General features: G+C 43.6%; 25 protein-coding genes. 6 read left to right on the top strand and 19 right to left on the bottom strand.

Annotated elements, in window-relative coordinates:
- Window positions 1-6: 6 nt before the first annotated feature.
- Genes ACO03U_RS01085 through ACO03U_RS01075 form a run of 3 tightly spaced genes read right to left on the bottom strand, consistent with a single transcriptional unit; the run spans window position 7 to window position 2,123 of the window.
- The gene (locus ACO03U_RS01085) at window positions 7-642 is read right to left on the bottom strand and encodes a response regulator (RefSeq protein WP_204684740.1); all 636 of its coding nucleotides are present in this window, start codon (window positions 640-642) and stop codon (window positions 7-9) included.
- Entirely contained in the window at window positions 620-1,663 is a 1,044-nt protein-coding gene (locus ACO03U_RS01080; protein WP_161869506.1) for a sensor histidine kinase, read from the bottom strand. Before ACO03U_RS01080 ends, ACO03U_RS01085 begins: the two co-directional genes overlap by 23 nt.
- Window positions 1,650-2,123: a GAF domain-containing protein gene (locus ACO03U_RS01075; RefSeq protein ID WP_423104369.1), complete on the bottom strand. Its 474-nt coding sequence runs from the start codon at window positions 2,121-2,123 to the stop codon at window positions 1,650-1,652. Before ACO03U_RS01075 ends, ACO03U_RS01080 begins: the two co-directional genes overlap by 14 nt.
- A 178-nt stretch (window positions 2,124-2,301) precedes the next feature.
- Here ACO03U_RS01075 and ACO03U_RS01070 point away from each other — a divergent pair, with 178 nt between their 5' ends.
- Window positions 2,302-3,795, top strand: coding sequence for an amino acid permease (locus ACO03U_RS01070; RefSeq protein WP_204684744.1), 1,494 nt, complete (start codon window positions 2,302-2,304; stop codon window positions 3,793-3,795).
- Between the two features lie 163 nt (window positions 3,796-3,958).
- Here ACO03U_RS01070 and ACO03U_RS01065 read toward each other — a convergent pair whose 3' ends face one another.
- Both ACO03U_RS01065 and ACO03U_RS01060 read right to left on the bottom strand, forming a co-directional pair.
- Complete coding sequence (locus ACO03U_RS01065) at window positions 3,959-5,704, bottom strand: glycoside hydrolase family 35 protein (RefSeq protein WP_204684746.1); 1,746 nt, start codon at window positions 5,702-5,704, stop codon at window positions 3,959-3,961.
- Window positions 5,705-5,807: 103 nt separating this feature from the next.
- A complete protein-coding gene (locus ACO03U_RS01060; protein WP_204684748.1) occupies window positions 5,808-7,793 on the bottom strand; it encodes a beta-galactosidase in 1,986 nt (661 codons plus the stop codon).
- Window positions 7,794-8,017: 224 nt separating this feature from the next.
- On the opposite strand from ACO03U_RS01060, the gene ACO03U_RS01055 reads away from it, so the two are divergent.
- On the top strand, window positions 8,018-9,013 hold the full coding sequence (locus ACO03U_RS01055; RefSeq protein ID WP_423104367.1) for an AraC family transcriptional regulator: 996 nt from the start codon (window positions 8,018-8,020) through the stop codon (window positions 9,011-9,013).
- Window positions 9,014-9,245: 232 nt separating this feature from the next.
- Here the strand turns inward: ACO03U_RS01055 and ACO03U_RS01050 are convergent, their stop codons facing one another.
- Both ACO03U_RS01050 and ACO03U_RS01045 read right to left on the bottom strand, forming a co-directional pair.
- Window positions 9,246-10,949: a DUF6119 family protein gene (locus ACO03U_RS01050; protein WP_204684750.1), complete on the bottom strand. Its 1,704-nt coding sequence runs from the start codon at window positions 10,947-10,949 to the stop codon at window positions 9,246-9,248.
- 42 nt (window positions 10,950-10,991) lie between these two features.
- A complete protein-coding gene (locus ACO03U_RS01045; protein ID WP_204684751.1) occupies window positions 10,992-12,755 on the bottom strand; it encodes a DUF2075 domain-containing protein in 1,764 nt (587 codons plus the stop codon).
- Between the two features lie 270 nt (window positions 12,756-13,025).
- Here ACO03U_RS01045 and ACO03U_RS01040 point away from each other — a divergent pair, with 270 nt between their 5' ends.
- Complete coding sequence (locus ACO03U_RS01040; RefSeq protein ID WP_204684752.1) at window positions 13,026-13,475, top strand: hypothetical protein; 450 nt, start codon at window positions 13,026-13,028, stop codon at window positions 13,473-13,475.
- Between the two features lie 91 nt (window positions 13,476-13,566).
- Here the strand turns inward: ACO03U_RS01040 and ACO03U_RS01035 are convergent, their stop codons facing one another.
- From ACO03U_RS01035 to ACO03U_RS01025, 3 genes are all read right to left on the bottom strand, one after another.
- Window positions 13,567-14,118 carry a hypothetical protein gene (locus ACO03U_RS01035; protein WP_204684753.1) on the bottom strand — a complete coding sequence of 184 codons (552 nt, stop codon included), beginning with the start codon at window positions 14,116-14,118 and terminating at the stop codon, window positions 13,567-13,569.
- Window positions 14,119-14,179: 61 nt separating this feature from the next.
- Window positions 14,180-14,470: a phospholipase D-like domain-containing protein gene (locus ACO03U_RS01030; RefSeq protein WP_204684754.1), complete on the bottom strand. Its 291-nt coding sequence runs from the start codon at window positions 14,468-14,470 to the stop codon at window positions 14,180-14,182.
- 130 nt (window positions 14,471-14,600) lie between these two features.
- Window positions 14,601-14,879 (bottom strand): AlbA family DNA-binding domain-containing protein, encoded by a 279-nt coding sequence (locus ACO03U_RS01025; protein WP_423104364.1) that lies wholly within the window; start codon window positions 14,877-14,879, stop codon window positions 14,601-14,603.
- A 704-nt stretch (window positions 14,880-15,583) separates the two neighbouring features.
- On the opposite strand from ACO03U_RS01025, the gene ACO03U_RS01020 reads away from it, so the two are divergent.
- The gene (locus ACO03U_RS01020) at window positions 15,584-16,033 is read left to right on the top strand and encodes a hypothetical protein (protein ID WP_204684755.1); all 450 of its coding nucleotides are present in this window, start codon (window positions 15,584-15,586) and stop codon (window positions 16,031-16,033) included.
- A 158-nt stretch (window positions 16,034-16,191) separates the two neighbouring features.
- Here the strand turns inward: ACO03U_RS01020 and ACO03U_RS01015 are convergent, their stop codons facing one another.
- The 8 genes from ACO03U_RS01015 to ACO03U_RS00980 form a co-directional block, all read right to left on the bottom strand.
- Window positions 16,192-16,533: an MmcQ/YjbR family DNA-binding protein gene (locus tag ACO03U_RS01015; RefSeq protein ID WP_204684756.1), complete on the bottom strand. Its 342-nt coding sequence runs from the start codon at window positions 16,531-16,533 to the stop codon at window positions 16,192-16,194.
- Between the two features lie 94 nt (window positions 16,534-16,627).
- Window positions 16,628-16,948, bottom strand: coding sequence for a DUF1292 domain-containing protein (locus ACO03U_RS01010; RefSeq protein WP_161869790.1), 321 nt, complete (start codon window positions 16,946-16,948; stop codon window positions 16,628-16,630).
- A gap of 140 nt (window positions 16,949-17,088) precedes the next feature.
- Window positions 17,089-17,523 (bottom strand): Holliday junction resolvase RuvX, encoded by a 435-nt coding sequence (gene ruvX, locus ACO03U_RS01005; RefSeq protein WP_161869791.1) that lies wholly within the window; start codon window positions 17,521-17,523, stop codon window positions 17,089-17,091.
- The gene (locus ACO03U_RS01000; RefSeq protein WP_161869792.1) at window positions 17,523-17,789 is read right to left on the bottom strand and encodes an IreB family regulatory phosphoprotein; all 267 of its coding nucleotides are present in this window, start codon (window positions 17,787-17,789) and stop codon (window positions 17,523-17,525) included. Before ACO03U_RS01000 ends, ruvX begins: the two co-directional genes overlap by 1 nt.
- Window positions 17,790-18,024: 235 nt before the next feature.
- The gene (locus ACO03U_RS00995; RefSeq protein WP_204684759.1) at window positions 18,025-19,050 is read right to left on the bottom strand and encodes a lipid II:glycine glycyltransferase FemX; all 1,026 of its coding nucleotides are present in this window, start codon (window positions 19,048-19,050) and stop codon (window positions 18,025-18,027) included.
- A 16-nt stretch (window positions 19,051-19,066) separates the two neighbouring features.
- Window positions 19,067-20,269, bottom strand: a complete 1,203-nt coding sequence (locus ACO03U_RS00990) for a carboxylate--amine ligase (RefSeq protein WP_204684760.1) — start codon at window positions 20,267-20,269, stop codon at window positions 19,067-19,069.
- A 224-nt stretch (window positions 20,270-20,493) separates the two neighbouring features.
- Entirely contained in the window at window positions 20,494-21,366 is an 873-nt protein-coding gene (locus ACO03U_RS00985) for a TIGR03943 family putative permease subunit (RefSeq protein ID WP_204684762.1), read from the bottom strand.
- Between the two features lie 2 nt (window positions 21,367-21,368).
- The gene (locus ACO03U_RS00980; protein ID WP_204684764.1) at window positions 21,369-22,388 is read right to left on the bottom strand and encodes a permease; all 1,020 of its coding nucleotides are present in this window, start codon (window positions 22,386-22,388) and stop codon (window positions 21,369-21,371) included.
- Between the two features lie 232 nt (window positions 22,389-22,620).
- Between ACO03U_RS00980 and ACO03U_RS00975 the strand changes: the two genes are divergently transcribed.
- Window positions 22,621-22,986, top strand: a complete 366-nt coding sequence (locus ACO03U_RS00975; RefSeq protein WP_204684766.1) for a thioredoxin family protein — start codon at window positions 22,621-22,623, stop codon at window positions 22,984-22,986.
- A 108-nt stretch (window positions 22,987-23,094) separates the two neighbouring features.
- On the opposite strand, the gene ACO03U_RS00970 is transcribed toward ACO03U_RS00975, so the two are convergent.
- Window positions 23,095-23,739 carry a redox-sensing transcriptional repressor Rex gene (locus tag ACO03U_RS00970; RefSeq protein WP_161869798.1) on the bottom strand — a complete coding sequence of 215 codons (645 nt, stop codon included), beginning with the start codon at window positions 23,737-23,739 and terminating at the stop codon, window positions 23,095-23,097.
- A 458-nt stretch (window positions 23,740-24,197) separates the two neighbouring features.
- Here ACO03U_RS00970 and ACO03U_RS00965 point away from each other — a divergent pair, with 458 nt between their 5' ends.
- Window positions 24,198-26,138, top strand: coding sequence for an ABC-F family ATP-binding cassette domain-containing protein (locus tag ACO03U_RS00965; RefSeq protein ID WP_204684768.1), 1,941 nt, complete (start codon window positions 24,198-24,200; stop codon window positions 26,136-26,138).
- The last annotated feature ends 109 nt before the right edge of the window (window positions 26,139-26,247 follow it).

The raw sequence follows: 26,247 nt of genomic DNA, 5'->3' as shown, positions 1-26,247 counted from the left end.
CTCTCTTTATTTAAAATCCACCAAATGATGCTTCAAACTATAAGGTAGTAAGTCGGCATAATTGGCAAGTTTGAGCTTTTTGCGAATATTGGCTTTGTGAACTTCTACCGTCTTCACAGAAATAAACAGTTTTTCGGCAATTTTTTTATTGTTGTAACCTAAAGCAATCAAGGGGAGGATTTCTTTTTCCCGCTTGGAAAGACTTTCGTACAAAGGATCCACTTCAGAAGCTACCAATTGATGCAACTGGGCTTCTTCATAACCGTCGAAAAACCGCTCTCCCCGTTGGACCTGGCGAATCCCGGTTAGCAAGGTCTCCTCATTGGCACTCTTCAAGATGAAGCCATCTGCGCCAGCTGCCAGTGCTTCTCTGACATATGTCTCATCATCGTGCATCGTCAAGACAATGACTTTGATTTCAGGATGGGCTTCCTTCAAGCGGCGGGTGGTCTGCAAGCCATTTTCTCCCGGCGGCATGGAAATGTCCATCAACAACACATCTACTGGCAGTTGTTCGGCTTTGACGAAGACTTCATTGCCATCAGCAGCATCCCCGACGACTTCCATATCCGGTTGGGCATTGATCATCAGCGCCAGGGCATTGCGAATCATGGCGTGATCATCCGCGATAAATAGTTTCATCCGCACCACCTCCTAGCTCATCTTGACCTACTGCTTTTTCTGGCTGATCGTCTAAACGGATCAAAATCTCCGTCCCACTACCTAAAGCGGTGTGAATCGATAAGGTCCCTCCGACTGCGGTGATCCGCTCTTTCATATTGGCCAACCCATATCCGTGGGCTTGCTCTGATAAGATAAAGCCCGCCCCATCGTCCTTGATAGTGACCGCCATGTAATCGGCTTGATAATCCAAAATCACCTGTACTTGGTTGACCCCTGCATATTTCAAAGCATTGGCCACCGCTTCTTGCACCACCCGATAGATGGCGATACGCCGGGCCTCGCTTACAGGTTGCGGGGTACCGATTTGCTGCAATACCACTTCAAAGCCAGTCATTTCCAACGTTCGCTGGGCAAACTGCCGCAAAGCTGGCTCCAAGCCAAATTCGTCCAAGGTCATGGGCCGCAATTCCCCTGCCAACTCCTTCACCTCTTGCAAAACTTCCGCAAAATGGCGATCGATGCGTTTCATCTGTTCTGGCTGCTCCTCAGTCGGCAGCCATTTCAAGCCCCGGGTTTCCAACATCAAACTATAGATGCTCTGAGCGATGCCATCATGGAGGTCTTGGGCGATTTGCTTGCGCTCTTTTTCACGAGCATCGTTCAAGTAATCAAATAAAGAATGATCCTCAAAAACCCCATGGCTTCCTCGCTGCGGGGTCAATTGCAACAACTGTTGGCCGGTCTCCTCTGATTGCTGGAGGCTCCCCCAAAAATCATAAAGTTCACCACTGGCATCTTTCAAGACGAAAGGAAAACCAGTGGCATCCACCACTCCCACTGGACAATCCAAACAAACGGCTTTGGTACTATGCAGCAGACAGCCACGACCATGAGCGATATCCAGGACTTTTTCGAGGGCCAAGACGTACTGGCTTTCCATCCGTGTCGCCGCTTCTGTTTTGAGCAACACCTGATCCTGCTCATCTAACAACCAGATGGCCTCTTGTATCAAGGGAAATAAGGCATCAGATAGACTCATGTCCCACCCCTCCTTGTAAAAGTTCTGCGACAGCTATTGCCTGCTGACTTAGCTGAGCGACCTCCTCTGGCGAAAAAAAGCGATTCTGACGATACCCTACCATCAGCACCCCAATCACTTCTTGAGGCTGTCCTTCACGACTAGCAGATGGCCTCAAAACTGGTACCGCCAATGCCGCATCGAGTTTTTCCGTACGGGAGATGGGGTAGGCCATCAGTTTTTCTGGCTGTTCTTGCAAATGCTGTTCACTTTGAGGCCGAGCCGTTTTCCAGACTAGTCCAGCAATGCCGCGACCGATGCGGAGGCGAATCTTTTGGTGGGCCAAATCCTCGGGGCCCGCGGTATAGCGCCAGCGAATCTCTTTCGCCGCTAGTGGTTCAGCGACATTCACCGCAACACCAATAAAATCACAATTCCACAGCTTTTTTTCTTTTTTTAACCAAGTATTTATCGCAGTCACCAAAAAGACTCCCATCTTCTAAAATTTGTGCAAAATTACACAATTCTATTGCAAAATTGCCAACTCATCACTATTATAATAGCAGAAATCAACCGGATAACGAAATCTTGGCCTCAGGAGTAATTGACTCCCAAAGGCAATAATTTTCGATCAATCGATAGAAAGTGAGAAACCTTCCATGCCTCAAAAAAAACACGTCTCGTTCCCCCAACTGGTACTGATCATCACCACCACCGTCTATTCTTTTTCTAGCATGTCCACTGCCTTTTATATGATGGGCATCAAAGCCTTGCCTTGGTTTTTGCTAGCTGGTTGTGGTTATTTTATCCCTTATGCCTTGATCGTCGCCCAGTACACCCGCAAATACGGCGATCGCTCCGGTACGGTCTATGACTGGCTAAAAGAAGCCCTTTCCCCCAAAGCCGCTTTTGTTACCGCCTTTTTATGGTACTGTAGCTACTTTACTTGGATGGTCAGTCTCTTTATGAAACTGGTGATTCCTCTGTCAATTCTCGTTTTCGGCAAAGACATCACGGTAGCAGCTACTTGGTTTGGGATTCCTACCCAATGGTTAGTGGCGGCCTTTGGGATTACAGCAGTTTGTTTACTGACGTTTCTAATTAGCCGGGGCTTTGGCACAATCCTCCGTTTTTTGAAAGTTTCTAGTCTGGCTATGGTGGGCCTGTTGGTATTATCAGCCATCAGTAACTTGACTTTGGTTTTCAATCACCCTGGGGAGGTTTGGCAAAATATCCAGCAGAGTTTCAGCGCCCCTAGCTTTTTTGAAGGTACCGGAGACAATTTATTGAGCCAGCTGCCCTTCTTCATCTTTGCCATCACGGCCTTTGGTGGTTTGGATACCGTCGCTTCTCTTTCTGATCGCACCAAGGACAGTCGGCGCCAGTTTCCACGAGGATTGATTTACAGTGGTGTGATTATCTTATCCTTATACATCGGTGGGATTATTCTTTGGAGTGGTGCCAATGATTTAGGCAGTTTGCGCCAAACAGATCAGATGCATCTAGGCAACTTGATGTACGGTTTGATGGGGAGCCTGGCAGGGGCCATCAGTAAAACCCTCGGCCTCAGTGTTGGCGCCAGCACCATCGTCTACCAAATCTATATCCGCTACACTGCCTTTGTTTTATTTGTTTCCTATCTGGGGTTGTTGTCTTCCATCACTTTTGGTCCGCTGAAAAGCTTGATTCAAGGAACACCAAAATCCCTGTGGCCTAAGCGTTTAACCAAGCTCAATAAACAAGAGATGCCTGTCAAAGCCTTGCACTTACAGGCGGGGATCATCATCTTGGTCATCTTAGCTGTGACGGTCAATACTCCCGTGGCCGGTGAGCTCTTCAATCAGTTGACCTATATGACCAACGTCGCCCGGGCGATGCCTTACTTTGTGGTGGCGGCAAGCTTTCCGTATTTCTTGAAAAAACATATCGTAGCCGATAGCGAGCTCTTCGTTAGCAATCGCCGTCTCAGCACAGGTCTTGCGCTGAGTGTGTGTGCCTGCATCGTCTTTGCCATCGCTTTTCAAATTTGGGAACCTTTTTCTTTAGGTCATTACACCGATGCCTTGACCCTGATCCTAGGGCCAATGGTCTTTGCAGCTGTGGCGCTATACTTGTATCATCGCGGAGAAACCCAGCGTATGTTGCTGGAATAAAATGCTGAAGAAATCCAAAAAACCGGTTAGACTTGTTTCCAGAAAAGTCTAATCGGTTTTTTTGGATATTCGCTTGATGATTTTACTATTTTAATCTCTTTTGAAGGCTACCAAAATTTTTCTAGACCTCAGCAGGCTGTAGTCGTGACTTTATGTCATCTTTTCAACCCAAATCCGGTTGATCACTAAATTCAATCGTCTCCCCAACTTTGCCCTCAGACTCAAAGACGATGATTTCGTTAACACCTGTATTCAATACAGGGGCAGGCACATACAGACGCTTTTGGGGACCAACTTCCCAGAAACGACCTAAGTTGAAGCCATTGATGGTCACAAAGCCTTTACCCCAACCAGGAAGGGCCATAAAAGTATCCCCCACTTCATCGATTTTCAGCTCAAAGCGAGTGAAGCTTGGCTGTCCTGCCACGTATTCACCAGTAAAGTCGACCTGATCCAAATCATCCATCGGTAAGCTGTAGATGTCCCACTCGGATTGGAAAGCACCATTAACAATCACACCATCTTTGATTCCTTTGTGTTGGTGGTTCATCTTGACGGAGTAATTCACCCGCCCCAGATTTTCCACCAGTACCCCCAGTTCATTGGTAGCAGCGGTCAATTGAAATGCTTGTTTTTCCGAGATTTCCTGATCGTATAACGTCATCAGTGGTTGCTCATTGACAAAAAGATTGACCCGATCCATCACCGAAATCAGGCGGAAATCCTTGATCATCCGCGGTCCACCGAGATTGCTCCGGTAGTAAATGTAGCCAGCGCCTTGGTTCAACTCTTCCATGGTCAAGGGATAAGCTGAATGCACGGGAGTCGCCAACTTATCCAAGGTACTGAACAAGGAAACTCGATCACTAGCCTTCACTTTTCCATAAGCCTTCTTCAGGATTTTCGTAGACAATTCAAACTGCGGGATTTCCGCGTACTCGCTGATAATCTTTTGGAAGGCTTCGTATTTTGGTGTGATGTCTCCCCACTCCGTCAACAAGGCATCGTAATCGTAGCTAGTCACGTCTGGCGCGAGTTTTTCATAATAATTAGCGCCGGATGTGAAGCCAAAGTTGGTCCCGCCATGGAACATGTAGATATTGACACTGCCTTCTGCCAATATGTCGCTAAACTCTTTCGCGGCATCTTCCACAGAAGTCGTATGATGATGCTCGTCGCCCCATGCATCAAACCAGCCAATCCAAAATTCCATCACCATCAACGGTTTCTTTTCACCATGAAATTCCCGTAGACGTTGGAACCATTCTTTGATCTTGGAACCACAGTTAATCGTCGGCAAAGCCAGCTCAGGAATCGAGCCATTGTCTAGCATGTTATGCCAAGGACCATCGGAAGTCACTAACGGCACGTCCACACCTTGATCGATCATCATTTGAGCCATTTGCCGCAAGTAATTTTTGTCATTGGCATAGCCGCCGTACTCATTTTCCACTTGCATCATGATGATTGGCCCGCCATGAGTGATTTGCAAGTCCGTCACTTGGGGTAATAGATGGGCGAAATAATTTTCGATTTTCTCCATGAAAGGTCCATAGGTAAAGCGCAGTTTCATCTTCGGATCTTGCAGCAACCAATAAGGCAGACCGCCAAATTCCCACTCCGCACAAATGTATGGCGCCGGACGCAAGATGACATACAAACCGACTTCTTGGGCAATCTCGATAAAGCGTCGCAAATCATTGCCCCCTTGGAAATTGAATTCTCCTTCGTTGGGTTCGTGTTTGTTCCAGGCCACGTAGGTTTCCACGGTGTTGCAACCCATCAGACGCAATTTTTCAAGACGGTCCCGCCAGTATTCTGGCACAACCCGGAAATAGTGGATGGAGCCACTGATTACTTTAAATGGCTTCCCTTGCAGATAAAAATCATCTTTAATTTCGAAACTCATGTGTTCTTTCCTCCAAAATGGTTAAATCAGTTTTACAATCAAGCGACGAGACCAATAGACTAACCGCCTCGGTCCCGTCGCTATTTTTTCGTTTATTTGAAGTTTACATCTTCACCAAATAAGTGGTGTATTTCGCTAAGTCATGCTCTTCCAAAACATGGCCCTTCAAGATATCAGTTTTACCGACAAATTCAGCTGGCAATGGCAGTTCTTCGTCAGTGAAGTTCATGATGAAGAAGTAGCGGTGGCCGTCTTTTTCCCGGACAGCAACTTCTAATTTTGTTGGTTCCGCCAAAACTGGTTTCACAGCAGCGGTAGCATCAGCCAAGATTTTATCCAACAAGGCCGGTTCCAGTTCGGTACCGAAGTAGTAGACTTGCCCTTTACCAAAGTTGTTTTTCGTAACCGCTGGTGAGCCGGCGTAGAAATTGCTAGTGTACTCTGCCAAGCTTTCGGCCCCTTCCAAATGAATGATGTCGCACAAAAGATGGCTCGTTCCCGTCGTCCCATCCGCTAACACGACCGTATTGCTTTGTTCTGGGGCTAAGGCATCGATCTCTTCCGCCCAAATCCCACACATTTCCCGCAATGGCCCCGGGTAGCCCCCCAGATGCACATTATCGGATTGGTCCACAATCCCGCTCATGAAGCCCGTGATCAAGGTACCACCATTTTCCACGAAGGCTTGTAAGGCTTCTTTCATGCCTTCTTTCACCATGTACAAGACCGGTGCGACGATGACTTTGTAGTTAGAGAAATCCGCATCCACCGCCAGCATATCCACGGAGATATTTTGGTCGTAGAAGTACCGATAGTATTTGTGAATTTGATCCACGTATTTCAAATCAACGGAGGGTCCGCTAGTGTATTCCAAGGCCCAGTAGTTATCCCAGTCGAAAATCATCCCCACTTCAGATGGTGCAATGGCTCCGATAATTTCAGACAAGCGAGTCAATTCTTCACCCAGTTCAGCGGTTTCTCGGAAGACCCGCGTATTTTCAGTACCCACATGTTCAATCACCGCACCATGGAATTTTTCACACGCGCCGACACTCCGACGCAATTGGAAAAATTGGATGGTATCGGCCCCGTGAGCGATGGTTTGATAGCTTTGCGCCCGCATTTGACCAGGTTTTTTCAACGAGTTGTAAGCTTGCCAGTTTTGTTGAGAAGGTGTTTGTTCCATCAACATAAATGGTTGTTGATCTTTCACTCCCCGCATCAAATCATGGGTCATAGCGACTTGACTCCAAGGGGTATCGTAGGCTGGGTAATTGTCCCAAGAAACGATATCCAGTTCCTTGGCCCATTTGAAGTAGTCCAAGCCTTTGTAGGTTCCCATCAAATTAGTGGTGATGGCGGTGTCTTTGTCATGCTCACGAATCGCTGCTTTTTCCAATTTGAAGGTCTCTAACCGAGAATCTGACATAAAGCGGCAATAGTCGATGGAAATTCCAGCAAAAGCCGTTTTATCATAACCAATACCTTCAGACAACGCATTTGGCACCACAATCTCGTCAAAGTCGTACAAGGTATGGCCCCAGAATTCCATGTTCCAAGCTTTGTTCACGGCTTCAATCGTCTGGTATTTATCTTTGACCCAAACCCGGAAAGCCGCTTCACATTTTTCGCAGTAGCAGTAGTTGCCGTATTCATTATTGATATGCCAGCAAGTCACATGAGGATTGCTGCCATAGCGTTCGGCTAATTTCCCCGCTAGCCGGGAAGAGTATTTACGGAAGATTTCACTAGACGGACAGTTGTTGTGACGCCCGCCAAATTTGTGGGTACGACCATCGTAATCCACGTGGGCTACTTCCGGGTATTTTTTGTACATCCAGCCAGGCATCGCAGCCGTCGATGTCGCCAAGACGATATCGTAGTTTTCTTTGGATAACATCTCGATAACTTCATCTAGCTCATCGAAGTAATATTCATTTTCGGAAGGCTGAATCTTCGCCCAAGAAAACACATTGATAGTAGCAGAATTGATATTGGCTTCTTTGAAAATCCGCATATCCTCAGACCAGACAGCTTTTTCCCATTGGTTGGGGTTGTAGTCCCCACCATATAAAATACGATCAAACATAAGTTTCGCTCCTTTTTGATACTGACGGGCTTTTGGCGTCCTTGAGTCTCATAAAAAGCAGTCTTTGCCAAAGTCGTCAGCTCTACTTAATATCTATATTGTTGCTGAGGACTCGGATATGTCGCGAGCCCTCATGACCCCTTTATTGTAAACGCTAGCCAAAGATGTTAGTATAGATTCCACAAACAAAAAATATCAGAAATCGAAACAAGAGGTACCCAGCCATGCCCATCTATTTTCAACCCATCAGCGAAAGCCTGCCCTTCTCTTTGGAATCCATCGGCAATCACTGGGGACAAGAAAGCATCTCAAGAAAACAAGGCTATGCCCACTACCACTGGCTCCAAACAGAATCCGGCCAAGGCCAGATTCAAGTAGAAGGCAAACTCGTGACCCTCCACCCGGGAGAAGGCGTCTTGTTGCCGCCATATACCCCCCATGCTTATTTCGCTGATGCGGATAATCGAGGCAGACTGATGGAAAGACCACAGACTTTGCGAGAATATGGAATTCGTTCAGATCATGTCCAACCAAAAGATACTACGAGGGATACCGTGGCAACTCAAGAACAGCTGGCGGCAGGTGATGCGACATCAGTTTCAGGGGAGCAGCCTGCAGAAATTGCCACTGGAAGCGCTGCTACAAGCAATATTTGGCAAACTCGCTTTGTCACCTTCAATGGTCTTTTAGAAGATCACTTCGCTGAAATCCTCGGTACCAACCGGGTGCTGTTTTCTACCGATACCCGCGAATTTTCTTTTTCCCGCTGGATCGATGCCGTCGTCAGCGACCTCACCACCCGCACCCTTGATCCCGCTCAGGCATCGGCGGACTGCTACCGCTTTTTGATGTACCTCTCCAAAGGCTACGAAAATCAACTTGCCACCAGTCATCCGTTGTTTCAACAGTTTGTCTTACCTACCATTGAAAAGATTGAAACCACATTTGGCGAGGATTTGACCGTCGACGTCTTGGCAGCCGAACGCTTCATCACCCCCCAATACTTGACCCGACTCTTCCGCCGTTTCACCGGCAAAACCACGCAACAATATTTGCTGGATTTTCGCCTAAACAAAGCAAAAGAGCTCCTGATGAATCATCAGGAACTCTCAGTACAAGATATCGCGGGGCTGGTAGGTTTTGCCAGCGCTAGCCGCTTTGTGCAGGTCTTTCGGGAGAAGAATGGGCGTACACCTAGGAGGTTTCGGCGGGGGGAGTGAGCACTATGAATCTTGAATATGATTTTCTCCATATAATTGAGTAATAACCCATTCTCTAATGCCTTTTTATTTTTCTACTGTATTTCTGTGTTTTAGGCCTTAATTCCTCTAACCTAACAACTACTTTATGAAAAACTATTTTACTATGTTTCTTCTCCATTTTTTCAATTTCACTAAGTAATCTAGTGATATGACTAGTATAATTTTATTACAACAAAAAAATATAATATTTTCACTCTTCAGTTATCGGACTATCGGCAACTAAATATATGTGTGGCTTAAACCCATTGTCCATTACAAAAGAATACCAATCAATAATCTTTACTTTTAAAAGTAGAGATTTAAAATCTTTAAGTGAAAAAGTCTCGGATATTACAGCATGATACACGTAAGCAGGATCTTTATCAATCAACCACAAGATTCCTGTCTTTTTGCATTCAATTATCTCTTTCACTCTATTCTTTCTAATATTCGGATATTTTTGTACATCCGGGTAGGAATCTCTTTTGTTATATTTCAAAAGCTCATCTTCAACATTAAAATCGTTACTATTTGCTAAAGCTTGAATTGATAATATAGATTGATCAAAACTATATAAAGCGAGTGCTGTTTTAGTTCCTCTTTTTATAGCTAAAAGTTCTTTCGATATTCTAGAATAGACATCAGCGATTTCCACCTTAGTTCCGGAAACATTAATGTTTCTAGTGTGCAGTTTATCATAATTTTTATTGGAACATAGTTTTTCTATATATGCTGCTTCACCTGAAAGAGTATCATTCACTGGATACTCTATGCTATACTCATTTGAAAAATTGACTATCTGAGTGATTTCATCCAGTTTTTCGTCTAGGAGATCACGAAAACGTTGGTTAAATTTCCCCCATCGTCCTCGATCTAAAATATAAGTAAATCCCTCATGAGCTATCTCACAATATGCTACCTCCTTTATCGTTGAAATTTTACTGCTTTGAGTACCGTCTTCATTAATTATCTGAATTCTCACATCATTTATATTATCTATAAAATCCTGATGCTCTATAATAAAATCTGTCAAAGAGTTATTGACGGAATCAATCACACACTCAGTTTGAGACTTATGATTTACAACGTAAGCTTTTACTACTTCTTCTCCTGATAATACTTCTACTCTATTAGCTATGCTATGAATCTTATGCATATTAAGAAAGATTGCTGTCTGGTCGCTATCTGCCTTCAATTCTGTTAATAAGATTTCATCCAAGGTCTGTGAAAGTGAATTAGTAGATTTAATATATTCTATACGAGGAAAATTGGACTTAGATTGTAATACTAATGCATTATCAATTTCGTTAAATAATTGTATAAACTCAAATTGCCTAGGTGATGTTTCAATTTTGAAATTTGTATTAAAATTTTTTGAAAAGTCAACCGCTGTACCACAATTAATACTCGCTCCAAAGATATGTTCATCTACCGGCTTTCCTTGAATGTTAAAAAAGGCCTCGCTTGCTTGCGGAAATTCATTTTGTCCTTCCTTATAATGTGTTACACCACGCACCTTATTTCTTTGCACAAATGATACACCTTTAAGAGAAATATCCCTTTGATAAACGGTCTTTTCTCCAAATCTAAGGCCAAAATCCAATTCACAGACACCTTCTACTGTCCAAAATCCTTGCCCTTTTGGGACTAAAAAAATACTTCTCGTAGTCTCTATGACAATAACAGCGTTTACTTGTTTTGGCTCAAAATCCAAAAAATCTTGAATATCAAACATTTCAAGCATTTCCTCATACCACTCTGGTAATGGTCTGGCATGAACGTCCGTATACAACAAAAGTTTAATAGAATGAGATGGAAAGTTCTTCGTTTCCCCCTTTTGTCTATATTCTTTTTGCTCTAAATGATTTGTTATTTCTTCAAGAGTCTTATTAGCTTTGTATACTTTAACTTTCATAAACTTCCCTTCCATTCGTCAATATACACGAAAGTTGTCATTCTATCTCTTCATTCCCAACAACACTTCCCGCAACTCCTCATCCACCGCATACACATACAACCCATTCACTCCACGAGTCAACAACACATTCAACTCATTACGCAACAACTCATCTGACAGAACTTTCTTACTTCCATCTTTCAAAGTCCGTTGTTGCGTAGCTTTTTTATTTTTACTGGCTTCTCGAACAAATTGGATTTTCCCGTCACGGTAAACGACTGACGGACCAATAATCACACCGGCATAGTTTAAATCGAAGCCTTGAATGGTAAATGTCGATCCCACCTCACCAATCGTCTGAGCCTGTTCCGCCCAAGCTTTGCCACGGTTAGCCTTTTTCTGGTCTTTCGTAGGTTCGATTTGTAGATTCCATGGCGCATGCCAATCACCAATCGTTACATCCCAAGTCTTTGGTTCACTACTACCATCAGCTGGTTCTGGTCGGCGTTTATCGACATACTCCCAATCAAAAGTCGCCAACATTCGTGAAATACCATTTTTTTCATTACTGGCTTTTTCAATAATTTTTGCTTGTAGATCTTCAGGCGACTTCATAATCTGTAAATCATAGTTGTCATCATGGGGAATCGGACCAACTTCTTGCTTATCAATCAGGTTCCGAATCCAGTTCACCGTCTCTTCACTAGCATTGATACGCAACTGGTTTTTCAGTTTGAGATAGCCGCCGTCCAGGTTTGCTTTGTGAATTAGAGTATCCAATTGCTCCTCATCAACATACTGCTCCCGAGATAGGATTTGATGTTTATCAAAAACCGCCACGACTACTCGAGCTCGTTTTAAAATATCTTCTAGCTGATTTTTTCCGCGATAAGATTGCTTTCCTTGCGTCCATAGCAAATGAGCCTCATCGATAATCACGATATCAGCCTTTTCATTTTCGGTATGGTTTGTAATAAAATGAGTCGGCTTATTGACTACATCAAATTTTCGACCATTCCTTATGCCTAATTTTTTGGCTAATTGCTGATAAACCGTCAATTGCTGATCATGATTCACTAAGAGATAATGACTCGCCCCTTGCAAAATCACACTCTCAGAATCTTCTTGAGCTAGCTGATCCAACTCATATAACAAACTACTCATCAAGACCGTTTTCCCCGAACCAGCCTCACCATCTACCAAAATCAGCTGACTTTCTTTATTCCGATTCAAAGCAACTTCGATTCTTTGGACGATCCGACCTCGAGCGATCAACTGTTCATCGGTTAGCTTATGAAATGGCGATGCTTTGAACAAAGCGCTATCTCGAATAACGTGTTCTAAGGGAAACAAATCTTTGTTGCGCTGACGAAGTTTTCGCCAGATTTTGGTAAAAATAGTTTCCATTTCGCTAGCGGTATAATAATCCGACTGCTGATTTGTCCGGCGATTCGTTACCTTCTCCACACTAGGTACACTGGTCATGTAGTGCATCAATTTGTTTTCAATATCCAATGTCATGGATTTGTTAAAATGTTCGTGACCAATGATAAACATTTTTGACGTTTCAGACTGCTCAAAGGCTAGCCAATCTTTTCTGGTAGCAGGATCATTGCTCAAATGCTCAATTGTTCGGCGTTTGATATCCGTCGTTTCACCAATATAGACATTGTACTTTTCGCTAAGCTGATCGTTTACCACATAAACTGTCGGATAGGTCACTAAAAATTTCTTTTTCTTTTCATCAGAAAGGGTACTTTCAATATTTGCAATTTCACTTTTTGAAAAGGGAATCTCATGAATGATTGGTGATGGTAAGTTCATAGACATACACCTCGTTATTTTGCTGCTTCTATTGTAGCATGTAAAAGTTGGCTTGGAAGTGTTAACATCAATGCAAATACGCATTTTCGGTGATTTTATCGAGATTACCTACGTTTTTTTTGAGCATTTATAACCTTCTTACATAATTGAACTTCGAAAAATAGATAAACTATGTTCTTCTTTATGTGAGCGTTATAATTCAATTGTAGATTCTTTTGTGAAAATTCGACTGCTTAAAAAGAACGCTGATAACGAAAGCGAGGTTCTCCCATGAAATTTCTCCTCACCATGAACCAAATCGCCTACTTCAAACCCGAAACCACCGCCCGCCGACTGAAGCACTACTACTATCACGGTGAAGGCAATCCCGTCATCTTCCTAGGGTATTTGCGGCTGATTCGTCATCTTCCTCAGCTGGTGGAACGGGTAAAACCTTTGCAACCAGCCCTATACCGCAAAGAAGTCCGCGAGATTTTTCTCGAGACCAACTGGGAATCGGCAAAAACTTGTTGGCTCCAGCTGTTCTTACGAGAGTTTCGTGAGTTTTTCACTGCAGAAGAATGGCGCAGACTACAAATACGCTATCAGGTGTTGCATCCATTTTTGAGTTGGCTGTTGATTGGATATCTGAGAACAGCTCATTTACTTCAGTTGGTTTCACAGCTTGTAAACGGTAGTGCCGAATCGCTTCGCAGGGAAAGACTTAACCTACTGTGTTAGAATCTCCATCAGCCAATAATTCTATCCACAATAAATAACCCGCGTCTGATAAAGACTCGGGCATTTTGGCGTGCTTGCAAACATTTATTTTTCATGCATCAAACAAATAACCAAAGCTATACTCCAAATCAGCACCATATCCCCAACCAATTCCTTGCGATCGTTGATAAAGCTTTTTTAGTCGAGAAAAAAATAACTTCTCCAACTTACCACTCTCATCTTTGGCCATCAGCGTCACAGCATCCTTAAAAATGGTATACAAGCGGTTGTAATAAGCAAGAGGTATATCCCCCAAGTCAAAAGTATATTGTGTAGCCACTTCTAAATAATGCACTTGCAAAGCCATTACCAGTTCTGGCACGTGACACACTTTCTGAAATTCCTTCAAAAGCTGATTTGCCTGCTTCATATCTGGCAGTTTCAACCTCGGCGTAAAAGATTTTTGATAAAAGATTTTGGTCAGTTTTTCCTGATATTCAGCTAATGCTGGCTCCCAAATTTTTTCACCTAGAAAGATTTCATCAACAGTCAAATGCCCATCTGCTGACGTCTTATAAATCTGTGCGATTAACTGAATCAGTTCCTCTTTGTCCATCGTAGCAAGTTGCTTTTTTAGGACTGGTAATGTTAGTTGCTTTTTCATGGATGACTCCTCTCAACTTTTGGTTTTCTTTTTGTTCAGGATACAACATTTTCCAATTTACTCACCCAAATCGCTTCCGAATCCGTCCCGCAATTTGCTTGGAAAAGATTCGCATCGCTACAATCTCACCATCCCCGCTAGATTGTGGCAATAACCACACTAACTCCTCATCGATTACCGCATAACTTCCCGAAAGTCCGTAGCGCTCATGAATTTCAATCCCAAAAGCCACTAGTTTATCAAGACCTTCCCGATAAGCATTGCGATAGTCTTCTGAAATCTTTTTCAGAGGCGTGATGCCAATTCTTACCTTTCCTCGAGTTTCCACGTCCAGTGAAAGGAGGGACTCCACCAATTCTTCTTTTCGAAATCAAGAGCGAGAAAATAAAACATGGTTGCCATTAAACTCAATGTATTTTAGGTTCTAGCATTCTTTCCAACCAAGAAATAAACGGTTCTCCGCCTTTTTTCTCTGATTCAGGTTAAAAAGGCGTTCCAATGATTTGTTTTTCATCAGAAATCCCCCAAACTATATAGGCATATTGCTTACTTAACATAGCAGCGGAATTTGCCAACGCTGATGCATATTTTCCTATTCGATCTGGATCGGTATTATTTCCTTTGTATTCAAGGATTTCAGATTCACTCTGAGCGATAAGCTCCCTTAATTTTCTTTCGTCCATTTTGTTTCCAAGCTCTTTTCTCCAAACACATAAGAACTCTAAAATTACTGCTACATAGCACTTTACCTTATTTTCCAAATTAAATCCAACGAGGTCAGTCCCATTTATTATTGCACTAATCTTATACTCTACTCTGTCACCATTCCTGCAATGGCCCTTTAATACCCAATAGATTTTTGCTCTCTAAATACAAAAGACTCCTGAAGAAATCTTCAAAACTGATAATCAATAAATGTTCTTAATTTGGAAGTCATTATTTCCTATATCTGGTACTAATCTCAAAAGACTTCCTCATTGGTTGTTATAGTTTTCTCATATACTCTTTCTACCAGTTCCCCTTCGTTAATTAGAACTGGTTTCTCACCCAATCAAAATCTTAATCGGTAACATCAAAACCCAGAAAAATATCTTTACACAAACAACAATATATTGCCAAATCATCCCACCAATGAACGGTAGCGAAAAAATACCGACAACGAGTAAAACGAAAAAAATGATCATTAAACAACTACATCCTGTCTCGATACATCCCCCACTGTTTTTCATCTGTCTCCCCTCGTATGTACTTATGCACTGTCTCACTATTAATGATAGCGCAATCCAGTTAAAATTGACGGCTTCAAATAAACTACCTAGTATCAGAAAATAACCTTCGTTAATTATTGATAAACCGTTATAATAGAACTATAGAAAGCCTTTACATTTTGTGTTAGCATCATTTCCATTGAACCTAACCATAAATCAGATAGTTACTACCAATATCAATGAAAGCGAGGCCCTCCATGAAATTTCTCCTCACCATGAATCAAATCGCTTATTTCAAACCTGAAACCACCGCCCGCCGGCTAAGAAATTACTACTACCATGGCGAAGGCAACCCGGTCATCTTCCTAGGCTATCTGCGGCTGATCCGTCATCTGCCCCAGCTAGCAGAACGAGCAAAACCTTTGCAACCGCAATTGTATCGGAAAGAAGTCCGCGCAATTTTCCTTGAGACCCACTGGGAGTCATCCCCAACCTGCTGGCTTCAGCTGTTTTTACGAGAGTTTCGAGAGTTCTTCACCCCTGAAGAATGGCGAATCTTACAATTGCGGTATCAGGCATTGCATCCATTTTTGAGGTGGCAATTGGTGGAGTATCTGAAAAAGGCTCAACAACTTCAGGTGGTTTCCCAGCTTGTCTCTCTCACCCTTCCTTCTCCCCATAAGAAAACAGTCAAACAACTATGCTAGCTCCTCCAATGGTCAGCGAATCCAGCCCACTATAAATAACCCGCGTCTTCAAAAGACCCGGGTTATTTGGCGTGCATTCACTGATAAGGAATAGCTGTCATATTTCAAAAAATTTTACCCCTACCCAAAAAAGACTTTCTCACCGCGTCAATTTAAAGCTATCTTCCACCAATTGCACGACTTCGGACAATTCCGATAACTGAGATAAATCCAAACTGACCAGTGTTGCTTGTCATATGGTATGCCGCGTAGATGCCGGGTTTATTACGCAAGATTTCCCCGAGTTCGGGATTTATTTTGACATTAAGAATGACGATATCTTCATCATCGGCTTCAGATACATACAACTTGCTTCTAGGAATCTCCATCAATACCCCAAACCACTTGCCGCTGATGGGATGACGAAAGACACCAAAACTGGGATGTTTCTCAAATAAAAAATCTTCAGAAGTTCCAAAATTAGTAGAGATATATTCAGAAACGACCGCTCGTTGAATCATTTAATGCCCTCCTTTCAAAGGATAACCCTACCTCTTCCGCTACGTTAAAAAAGGAGAAACCCTGCTACTACAAGGTTTCTCCCACTTTTTATAACTATTCTTCTTCTTCAGACATGAATGTATTGAAGACTTCTTCAATCATATCCCATTCAGCTTCGGTTTCGATTTGTTGCAGTTCGCCTTCTGTACCTTCTTCATTTTCTAGGTAAGCGTAGGCTTGCAATTCGACGTCTTCCTCTTCCGGTACACCGGCTGGATACAACAAGACGTAATTTTTACCGAATTCTTCTTGGCCATCGACGGTCAATAAGATTTCGTATAACGTTTCATTACCTTGATCATCGACTAAAGTGATGTGTTCATGTCCTTCGTGGTCATGATCGTGATCATGGTCGTGGTGAGTATGTTCTGCCATAATATTAGCTCCTTTTTAAGTGATGGAAACGACTGAGGTCTCCTGTCACAATAATGATAACAAGTGATTGTGAAACAAGTATGAACCAAAAATGGGCTTTTATTGAAACCGCCTCTTTGCCATTGGTGAACCACTGGCAATTAGCCTAAAAAGCCACCACTTTGTTGATCCAAATAGTTCTGTAAAATCATGACAGCGGCTACTTTGTCGATGACTTTTTTACGTTTGGCGCGGGAGGTGTTGGCTTGTTCCACCAACATGCGTTCTGCTTGAACGGTGGTGAGACGTTCATCTTGGTAAGCTACCGGCAAACCAAACAGTTCTTGAATCTTTTCCCCATAGGCCATGGAAGCTTCGGCACGGGGACCGATAGAATTGTTCATGTTTTTAGGTAAACCCACGACAAACTTTTCGACTTCGTATTCTTTCACCAATTCTCCTAAGCGTTCAAAGCCAAAGTTTCCCTCGTCTTCGTTGATGCGGATGATCTCGATGCCTTGAGCTGTCCACCCCATCAAGTCGCTGACCGCGATCCCGACGGTGCGGGAGCCGACATCTAAGCCCATGATCCGCATTATAGCTTAATTCCGTGGTTGCCGAGATAGTAACGGATCAAGACTTCCATGATTTCGTCTCGTTCATGGCGTCGAATCAAGTTACGAGCGTCCCGGTAACGAGGTATATAAGCCGGGTCTCCGGAGAGTAGGTACCCGACGATCTGGTTGATTGGGTTGTAGCCTTTTTCTTCCAGCGCTTGATAAACGATGGCCAACGTCTCGCTGACTTCTTTTTTGCGGCTATCGTCAAAATCAAAACGCACTGTTTCATCTGTATACCCCATGCTTCACACCTCTTTTAATTATTTTTTGAAAAAGTGATGACTCACTTTTTGCGGTATAGGTTATTTATTTTACCTGTATTAATTGTACTTCATCCGTGGGCAAACTACAAACAAATGATGAGGGCCCTGTTGAAGTTCTCAATGCTTTACAGATGGTTTCATCCAAGGTCATCCGTAAAGCTCTCAGGTAGTCTCTTGCAATTGCCGGTTGGTAAAGCGATGCAGTCAAGCTGTCTTATGGCAAAAATTGTTGATAAACTTCTTCATTGAAAACAACATCGATTTCCCCAACAAAACGGGTATAATCATCTTTTCTGACAAAATGCCGTTTAAAGAGATACAGTCCGTCCGATTTTGGATCGGTGGAGAAAATCCCCCCCATATCATATTCTGAGGAGCCACGGCTGATAGCGTATTCGATGGCTTCTTGGTTTAGCTGCGTGCTAGCCCCCATATTACGATGGGTATTGCTGCTTCCAGCGTAAATGTAAAAGCTTTTTTTATTGTAAGAAATGACCATACCTGAAGCCAATACTTCGCCATCAGGATGGTAGGTTTCAAAGATTTTGACATCGTCGAAGGCCGCTGTCAAACGTTTCAAATAATCCAAGTTGCGCAAGGCGATGTCCTCCCGCTCTGCTACGACTTGCAAAAGATCGTTTAACCGTTTTAAAGCTTCAGGAAACTCTGGATCCGCTGCTCCAAACATCTTAGTGGTTAAGCCGTCACGATAGGTTCTTCTGATATTGGAGCGATGTTTTTTCAGATAGGATGCCATCACATCTTCCACCGTCATGCCATCTAAATAAAAGATCATATTGTAGGGAGGATTGCTGTGGTGGCCAGTTGCGGCATCATCTGAACTTGCTCGCATGGTAAAGCCGGCTTCTTTGTAGGCAGCCACCAGTTCTTCTGAATAACGGACTTCTGGATCCATTCGCAACAAGAAGGCGTTGTGTTTTTCCACAACTGGTTGGGCTTCTGCTAGTAAGGCTTTGATTTGCCCAATATCGGTGGGGTCACACACCGGGCCTCGTGGTGCATATAAAAAGGCATGTTCTCCATCATTTTTCACAGATAAAATAGACAAAGCACTATTGATTTTGCCATTTTCATCTTCGGTATACACATAGTCGTGTTCCCAATTGTTTTTGACATCTGACCAAGAACGAGCTTGCATCATGTGCCCATAAGGAGATGTTTCGATAAAGTTATCATATTCTGCCACTTTTTCTGTGTCATTTAAATTTAAGATTGGCATGGGAATCTCCTTTCAATTAAAAACTTGCTTTCAAGCGTTTATCATTGGTTTTAAGATATTTTTTCACTGTTTCCCGGCGTAACAACGAATTGTCCGCGGCATAAGTGATGGTAGTATCCACATTTTTGATGTCTTTGATTTTAGCGTATTCTGTTGGATTGATTTTCGCATACTGATCATGAATAAATTTTTCGGTACAATCTAACCAAAGAAAAGCTTGATCCCCATAAATCACATCTCGATCAATGTCGTGCAAGTCATCCACGACGCTAATCGCATAGTTGGCCCCAGCCACGACTGAAAAGAAGCTTGAGCGGCCTTGGCGTAAGTTGAAGTCAAAGGTCTTGAAGGATTGGGTCGTTTCATCCCATTTGAAATCCATGTTGGCCAAACCAGTAAACTTGATGTCTTCTAAAAAGTGAATGACATCCGCGTACAATTGATCGATTTGTTGACTTGGTTTTGGACTCGTAATCGCTAAATAATTGCCCCGGAGTTCGGAATCCGGATTGTCTAATACAATCTGACCAAGGGACAACAAGCGCACTTTGCCTTTTTTATCACTGTAAACATTTAATACATATTCATCGGTGACGGGACCGGCGACATACTCTTGAACCAGCATGTCATGTTGGTAGCCATTGTTATATACGTCAGCGATGGCTTTGTCGTATTCGGCTTGATTTTGTAAGATATAGGCTTTTTCTTTGCCTTCAAAGGTCAAACTGAAATAATCGGTGCTTTCGCTTGGTTTTAAGATGAGGGGGAAGGTTAAGTTTAACTGACTTAAATCGCTGTTTTCCCGACTCACTTGATAAGCTTTTGGATAAGGAATCCCATATTTCTCACATTCTTGGTAGAAGTTGACTTTGTCGCTATAATAAATCCCCATTTTAGGTTCGGCATAAGGAATATGATAATAATTGGACAAAACATCATAATTGGAGAAAATCCGGAACACATAGTTCTCCCCAGAAGCAAACAAGATTAACTCTGTGTCGGTCATGGTTTTGGCATAGTTGACCAAGGTTTCCACCATCACCTCGTCTTTATAAAAGCCGTCCACAACTGTCGTGGAAACAATTTTGGAATGTTTGACTTGCATTAATTCAGCATTCCCAAACGCCTGACTAGTCACCCCGTGAGCCATATGAAAGGCGCGAGCAACATTGTACGCATTTAAATCGGTCCCAAGAATAACCGGTTGAAAATTCTTCATGATATACACCCATTCTTTAAAAATTTTGAATTGATCTGGATTTGGTTAAATAAATAAATCATTCAGAAAAGCGACCTCATTAAAAGAAAAGAAAGCGTTTCTTCTTTTCAGACATCTTTTCTGCTTATTTTCATATCGAAAACACCTGAAAACAATATGTTTATGTTACCCCATCAATGTTGAAAATACAATAAACAACCCCTCAAAACCGCAAAGGAATCCCATTAAAATGAGCGATAGACATATTGATTGTCCGGCGCTTTGATGGTGGTGATTTTTTCAGCCTGAACCAGTGGCAAGGTGCGCTTGAAAGGTTTATAAAAACCGGACTGGATCACTCCTTCCACCCGGACCCATTGATCATTTTCCGCGGAGGTCTTTTCTGGCATGTGCACCCGCAGTCCAAAGACCCCGGAATCCGCCACACAATGAATGATGCCAAAACGAAAAACAAAATCATCTTGGGCCTCATCTTGTTGGGCATGGAAGATAAATCCTTCATAACTAATCTTCCTACCAATAAAATCACTAGGGTAATTGTAAATCAACTCCATGACTTCCAAATAATTTTCATCGGTAATTTTCAACGTGCCACTATCGCCATATTTTTCTTGAAGTTTGTTCATCTGAGCTTGATAGTCCTCTGCATTGAAATACATGCTGGTATTTGGCTGCAGATACTGGGTCTTCATCTGGTCATCCCCCACTGATTCTTTGGCGAGGGGAAACTGAAATCCCTTGGCCTCAACAATGGTCGTGTCCAAGGAAACCGTCGGAAAGAGACTGCCCACGATGATCGGCAAAGCCAATAAGACGTAGGCGATCCCTCGTTGATATCCTTTGTGAAGACCATGATCGTGCTCGTCTTCCAACTCATGGTGCTGCTGCAATTCATGGTGTTGGGAATCCTTAGCCATTTTTGCAGGATCATCTTTCACCCAAAAATACAGTTGGACCAAAGCCAAGATCAGCGCCAAGACTGTGGATAAGGTAGCCAAATATTGGTAATGAACATTGATGAATTGATTCAACTTGCCAGTAACTTGCAAATAAAGCATCAATTCCACGTAACCTGCCAAGATCAAAACTCGTGCCATCTTTACACCACCGATGCGTAACCAGTGACCACGATCAAAATCAAGCCCACCAGTTTCAGAATAAACTTGCCATTAAAATACCGTTTCATCATCAATAAATTCTTGATATCCACCATCGGCCCAAAAACGAGAAACGCCACGACTGGCGCGGTTCCAAATAAACTCAACAAGGAGGAGCCAATAAAAGCATCAGCTTCTGAACACAAAGACATGACCAGCGCCAGCACCAACATCACCAAAATGGCCAGCAATTTCGATGAACCCAGCGTCAAAAGGGCAGCAGTCGGTAAAAACGTCTGCATGCCGGATGCAATCAGAGCACCAATCATCAAATAGCGCCCGGTATCAAAAAATTCATCCAAACTATGCCGCAACACATGCTCAATTTGATCTTTCACCCTCATTGAATGGGTGTGAGGAACGCTACAAGAAGTTGACGCTTCGACTGCTCCTGTTGAATTTGCAACTAAAAGCGTTTCAGCTGGCCGGGCTTCATTAGCCAGCACCGTTGCAGTAGCTGGCCTCCGCTGCTCTGGGACAGCTAGGATCGTTGACATTTTGGTAGCTGCCGCGCCTTTCAAAATACTTTGCTGGTTGAAAAAGGCCAGCCAATTACCTACCACTAAGGCTACAATCACTGCCCCCAACACCCGCAAGGCTGCATAGCGCCAAGTGTTGCCAAAAGCGATATAGGTAGAAAAAATAACAATAGGATTGACGATCGGTGCCGTCAGCATAAAAGCAAAGGCGGTGTGTGTTGGCACACCTTTTTTGACAAATTGATTGACGATGGGCACGATCCCGCATTCGCAGGAAGGAAAGAAGACCCCCATCACACACCCTACCACGACAGAAGCAAACTTGTTTTTCGGCAAAAAGCGCCGGACTCGCTCCGGTGTCAAAAAGACATGCAATGTTCCTGAAATTAAGCAGCCCAACAAAACAAAGGGCAAGGCTTCAATCACAATGGATAAAAAAATCATCCCCATCTGTAAAACCGAATTTGGCAAACTTTGAAACATTCTCAGACCTCCTGAAGTCACTTTTCTTAATATTTGTCTTTAATGAACAACCGCTATAAGTTCCCTCAAACACTATACCCCCACTCATTTTGACTCGCAAGCAATCTCCTAGTCGCTAAAGAAAAATTAGGAAAAAGTCAAGGAGAAACCAAGATTTTGACTTTCTGGAGTAGGAAGATTACATTGCAGATAGGAGGTTGCTTTTAGCGATCTTTATCAAGGAGGTTGAGCCATGATTTCTGTCGCTGATTTTGATACGGGGGTACAACAGCTACTTGCCGAACCCATTGCCCTCGCTTATCTTTCCATGCCCAACTGTAGTGTCTGCCTCGCAGTCAAACCCCAACTGAGGCAACGATTTCAAGGACAGGTACCTATCTATCATTTTGATGCCCACCAACTGCCTCGGGTCGCTGGTACGTTTCAAGTCATGACCGCACCAGCCGTCTTGCTCTTTATCGAGGGCAAAGAAGTCCAGCGACAAGCCCGTTTTATCGACTTTGCTGCATTGGCAAAAACGATTGACGCTTACCAAGAGAGCCAACAACTGGCACCGGTGGATTATCAAGCGCTGTTTGATCAAATCGAAGGACAATAAGCAAGGCGAGTGAGCTGTCCGCTTAGCTAGTTTGTGGCGTCCCGCTGACAAAAGAAAATCGACCGCGTGCCCCTTTTGAATCAGGGGTATCCTGCGGTCGATTTGTTGTTATTTGTTCTCGTCTTGAGAATTGGCATGCAAGAAGTAAATCAGAGTTTGCAACTCGTTGGTCAGATCGACATTTTGCACCAAGACACTCTTAGGAGCATGGAGTCGTGCTGGCGTAAAGTTAAGAATCCCTTTGATGCCAGATTTGACTAGATCATCCACTATCGGTTGGGAAGATTCCGCCGGTACGGTCAAAATCGCAATATCGATTTGTTGTAGCTTGATTTGCTCCGCCATGTCGCTTAAGGGATACACGGGGATGCCATCCACAATCCGACCTACAATGTCTTCATTGACATCAAAAGCCGCACTAATCCGGATGGAGTTGGATTGGTGGAATTTATATTTCAACAAGGCGCTCCCCAAATTCCCGACACCTACTAACGCGACATTTGACATATGATCGTCGTTTAAAGTCTTGGCAAAAAAGTTCATCAAGGCTTCCACGTCATAGCCATAGCCCCGCTTGCCTAGTTCGCCAAAATATGAAAAATCCCGACGAATCGTGGCGCTGTCGACTTGGACCGCTTCACTGAGTTCTGTGGATGAGACTTTTTGTTTCCCAGAGTTGTTTAAAATCCGCAGATAACGATAGTACAAAGGCAGCCGTTTTGCTGTCGCCTTTGGTATTACTTGGTCTTTCAAGGTAGTTCCTCCTTCTTACTGTTAGATGGGCACAAAGGCTCCCAGATTGGTCACCACCAATTTGTGAAACTTTGTGAGACCCCACTGCTCTTTTTTTGAGAACTGTTTATTTGGGCTGCTGGCTCCCTTGTTGCAAGAACCGCAGCTGGATTTGTGAAATTTTCACTTACTAACGGGATAATAACAGGAATTTTGTGAAAAAACAACAGGATTGCTCAAGTAATCACCTGTTCTCACAGATTCCTTCATTCAAGGCGTCGCGTCTTTTTCAAAAATATGGTAGACTTACCAAGAATCAAGGATTTTGCTTGTCTTTTTATCCGCTCTTTCTCCCTCACTAATAAGCAAAATTCGCAAGGAAAAGCCACGGTTTTTAGCCAAAAAAACGGCAATCATTTTTTCACAAGACCGACGCTATTCACCGCAGCTTCACGACTAATCATAAAGGAATTTTGATCATGATTTTATTACAAGCCAATCAAATCGCCCGGCTGTTTGGAGCCGACGTGTTATTCAAAAATATTCAGCTAGAAATCGCCGACCATTCACGAATCGGTCTGGTGGGTCGCAATGGTGCTGGTAAATCCACCTTGCTAAAAATCATCGCCGGTTTGGAAGCCCCTGACGAAGGCCAAATAGCCAAGAACAAAACCGCGACGATGGGTTATTTAGCCCAAGATACGGGATTGGCATCTGACGCGACCGTCTGGGACGAGATGCTAGAAGCTTTTGCAGAAGTCCGGCAAATGGAGTCTCGTCTGCGCATGTTGGAACAAAGCATTGCTGATGCTCAGGACCATACTTCCGACGCCTATACTCGGCTATTAAAAGAATACGACCAACTACAGCACGATTTCACCGAAAAAAACGGCTACGGCTATGAAACGGAAATTCGCTCTGTGCTCCATGGCTTCCAATTCGACGAAAGCTTCTATGAGCAAGCCATCAACACTCTTTCCGGCGGTCAGAAAACCCGTTTGGCCTTGGCCCGGATGCTCTTACAAAAACCAGATATCCTGATTCTCGATGAACCTACCAACCATTTGGATATTGAAACCCTCGCTTGGTTAGAAAACTACCTCCAAAACTACAACGGTGCCTTGCTGATTGTCTCCCATGACCGCTACTTTTTGGACAAAGTGGTCAGCGAGATTTACGAGCTCAGTCGCCACCGGATGCGCCATTACAAGGGAAATTATAGTCGCTATCTCGATTTGAAAGCAGAGCAACTACAAAGCGAATGGAAAGCTTACGAAAAACAACAACAAGAAATCAATAAGCTTGAGGATTTTGTTGCCCGTAATCTGGTTCGCGCTTCCACCACCAAACGGGCGCAAAGCCGACGCAAACAGTTGGAAAAAATGGAACGGATGGACCGTCCTCAAGGGGATGAAAAATCGGCGCATTTCCTCTTTGACATCGACAAGCCTTCTGGTAATGTAGTCTGCCAACTAGAAAACGGCGCCATCGGTTATGATGAGGAAGTCTTGGCCGCACCCATCGATTTAGATATTCGTCGACAAGATGCCATTGCCTTAGTTGGTCCAAACGGGATCGGCAAATCCACCCTCTTGAAATCCCTGATTGGCGCCTTACCATTATTGCAGGGGGAAGTTCATCTGGGGACCAACGTTTCCATCGGCTACTACGACCAAGGTCAGGCCGATCTCAATAGCCGCAAAACGATTTTATCTGAGCTTTGGGACGAACATCCCACCACACCCGAAGTCACCATCCGCAATGTCTTAGGTGGTTTCTTATTTTCTGGTGAGGATGTGGACAAGCCCATCGCCTTGCTTTCAGGGGGCGAAAAAGCACGGGTGGCATTGGCCAAACTAGCCATGAACAAAGAAAACTTCCTAATTCTCGATGAACCTACCAACCACTTGGATATCGACAATAAAGAAGTTTTGGAAAACGCCTTGATTGACTACCAAGGTACCCTTCTTTTTGTTTCCCATGACCGCTATTTCATCAATCGGATCGCCTCCAAAGTTATCGAACTCTCAGAAGACGGGAGCAAGCTTTACCTTGGCGACTACGACTACTATCTGGAAAAGAAACGGGAAGAAGCTGAAATCGCTGCGATGCTCGCTGATTCCGACAATTCTCAACCCAGCGCGCCTTCTACTGGCAAACAAACCTTCCAGCAAAGCAAAGAACAACAAAAAATCCTCCGCTCCTTACAACGAAAAGTCGCCGAAGTGGAAGACAATCTCGCGACCATCGAAGAAACGCTCCACAACCTAGAAAAAGCGATGGCCGAGCCTGATGTTTTGGAAGATCATGTCCGCCTCACTGACCTCAATTCCCAACTGGAAGCTGCCCAGAGTCAACAAGAAAGCTTGTTAGAGCAATGGGAAACCTTCTCTTTGGAATTGGAAGAATATCAAGGATAACTCAACAACAGCCAAAATTCCCTTGTCATGAGGGGTTTTGGCTGTTTTTCAGACTTTGGACCGATGGCAAGCTTGCCTATTTTTGCTTTAATAAGAGGCAAGACAATCA

It is taken from the genome of Enterococcus diestrammenae (assembly GCF_049384045.1).
In the GTDB taxonomy this organism is placed as follows: domain Bacteria; phylum Bacillota; class Bacilli; order Lactobacillales; family Enterococcaceae; genus Enterococcus_C; species Enterococcus_C diestrammenae.
The sequence above is the reverse complement of the archived record's forward strand: the minus strand, read 5'-3'. Positions and strand labels throughout refer to the sequence as shown.

Bases quoted from the DNA above. Each gene is read 5' to 3' on its own strand.
- ACO03U_RS01000 (WP_161869792.1), bottom strand. From the start codon at position 17,789: ATGGGGTATACAGATGAAACAGTGCGTTTTGATTTTGACGATAGCCGC.
- ACO03U_RS01080 (WP_161869506.1), bottom strand. From the start codon at position 1,663: ATGAGTCTATCTGATGCCTTATTTCCCTTGATACAAGAGGCCATCTGG.
- ACO03U_RS00980 (WP_204684764.1), bottom strand. From the start codon at position 22,388: ATGTTTCAAAGTTTGCCAAATTCGGTTTTACAGATGGGGATGATTTTT.
- ACO03U_RS00990 (WP_204684760.1), bottom strand. From the start codon at position 20,269: ATGAAGAATTTTCAACCGGTTATTCTTGGGACCGATTTAAATGCGTAC.
- ACO03U_RS00985 (WP_204684762.1), bottom strand. From the start codon at position 21,366: ATGGCACGAGTTTTGATCTTGGCAGGTTACGTGGAATTGATGCTTTAT.
- ACO03U_RS01050 (WP_204684750.1), bottom strand. From the start codon at position 10,949: ATGAAAGTTAAAGTATACAAAGCTAATAAGACTCTTGAAGAAATAACA.
- ACO03U_RS01015 (WP_204684756.1), bottom strand. From the start codon at position 16,533: ATGATTCAACGAGCGGTCGTTTCTGAATATATCTCTACTAATTTTGGA.
- ACO03U_RS01040 (WP_204684752.1), top strand. From the start codon at position 13,026: ATGAAATTTCTCCTCACCATGAACCAAATCGCCTACTTCAAACCCGAA.
- ACO03U_RS01020 (WP_204684755.1), top strand. From the start codon at position 15,584: ATGAAATTTCTCCTCACCATGAATCAAATCGCTTATTTCAAACCTGAA.
- ACO03U_RS01065 (WP_204684746.1), bottom strand. From the start codon at position 5,704: ATGAGTTTCGAAATTAAAGATGATTTTTATCTGCAAGGGAAGCCATTT.
- ACO03U_RS00975 (WP_204684766.1), top strand. From the start codon at position 22,621: ATGATTTCTGTCGCTGATTTTGATACGGGGGTACAACAGCTACTTGCC.
- ruvX (WP_161869791.1), bottom strand. From the start codon at position 17,523: ATGCGGATCATGGGCTTAGATGTCGGCTCCCGCACCGTCGGGATCGCG.
- ACO03U_RS01010 (WP_161869790.1), bottom strand. From the start codon at position 16,948: ATGGCAGAACATACTCACCACGACCATGATCACGATCATGACCACGAA.
- ACO03U_RS01035 (WP_204684753.1), bottom strand. From the start codon at position 14,118: ATGAAAAAGCAACTAACATTACCAGTCCTAAAAAAGCAACTTGCTACG.
- ACO03U_RS00965 (WP_204684768.1), top strand. From the start codon at position 24,198: ATGATTTTATTACAAGCCAATCAAATCGCCCGGCTGTTTGGAGCCGAC.
- ACO03U_RS01045 (WP_204684751.1), bottom strand. From the start codon at position 12,755: ATGAACTTACCATCACCAATCATTCATGAGATTCCCTTTTCAAAAAGT.
- ACO03U_RS00995 (WP_204684759.1), bottom strand. From the start codon at position 19,050: ATGCCAATCTTAAATTTAAATGACACAGAAAAAGTGGCAGAATATGAT.
- ACO03U_RS01060 (WP_204684748.1), bottom strand. From the start codon at position 7,793: ATGTTTGATCGTATTTTATATGGTGGGGACTACAACCCCAACCAATGG.
- ACO03U_RS01085 (WP_204684740.1), bottom strand. From the start codon at position 642: ATGAAACTATTTATCGCGGATGATCACGCCATGATTCGCAATGCCCTG.
- ACO03U_RS01070 (WP_204684744.1), top strand. From the start codon at position 2,302: ATGCCTCAAAAAAAACACGTCTCGTTCCCCCAACTGGTACTGATCATC.
- ACO03U_RS01055 (WP_423104367.1), top strand. From the start codon at position 8,018: ATGCCCATCTATTTTCAACCCATCAGCGAAAGCCTGCCCTTCTCTTTG.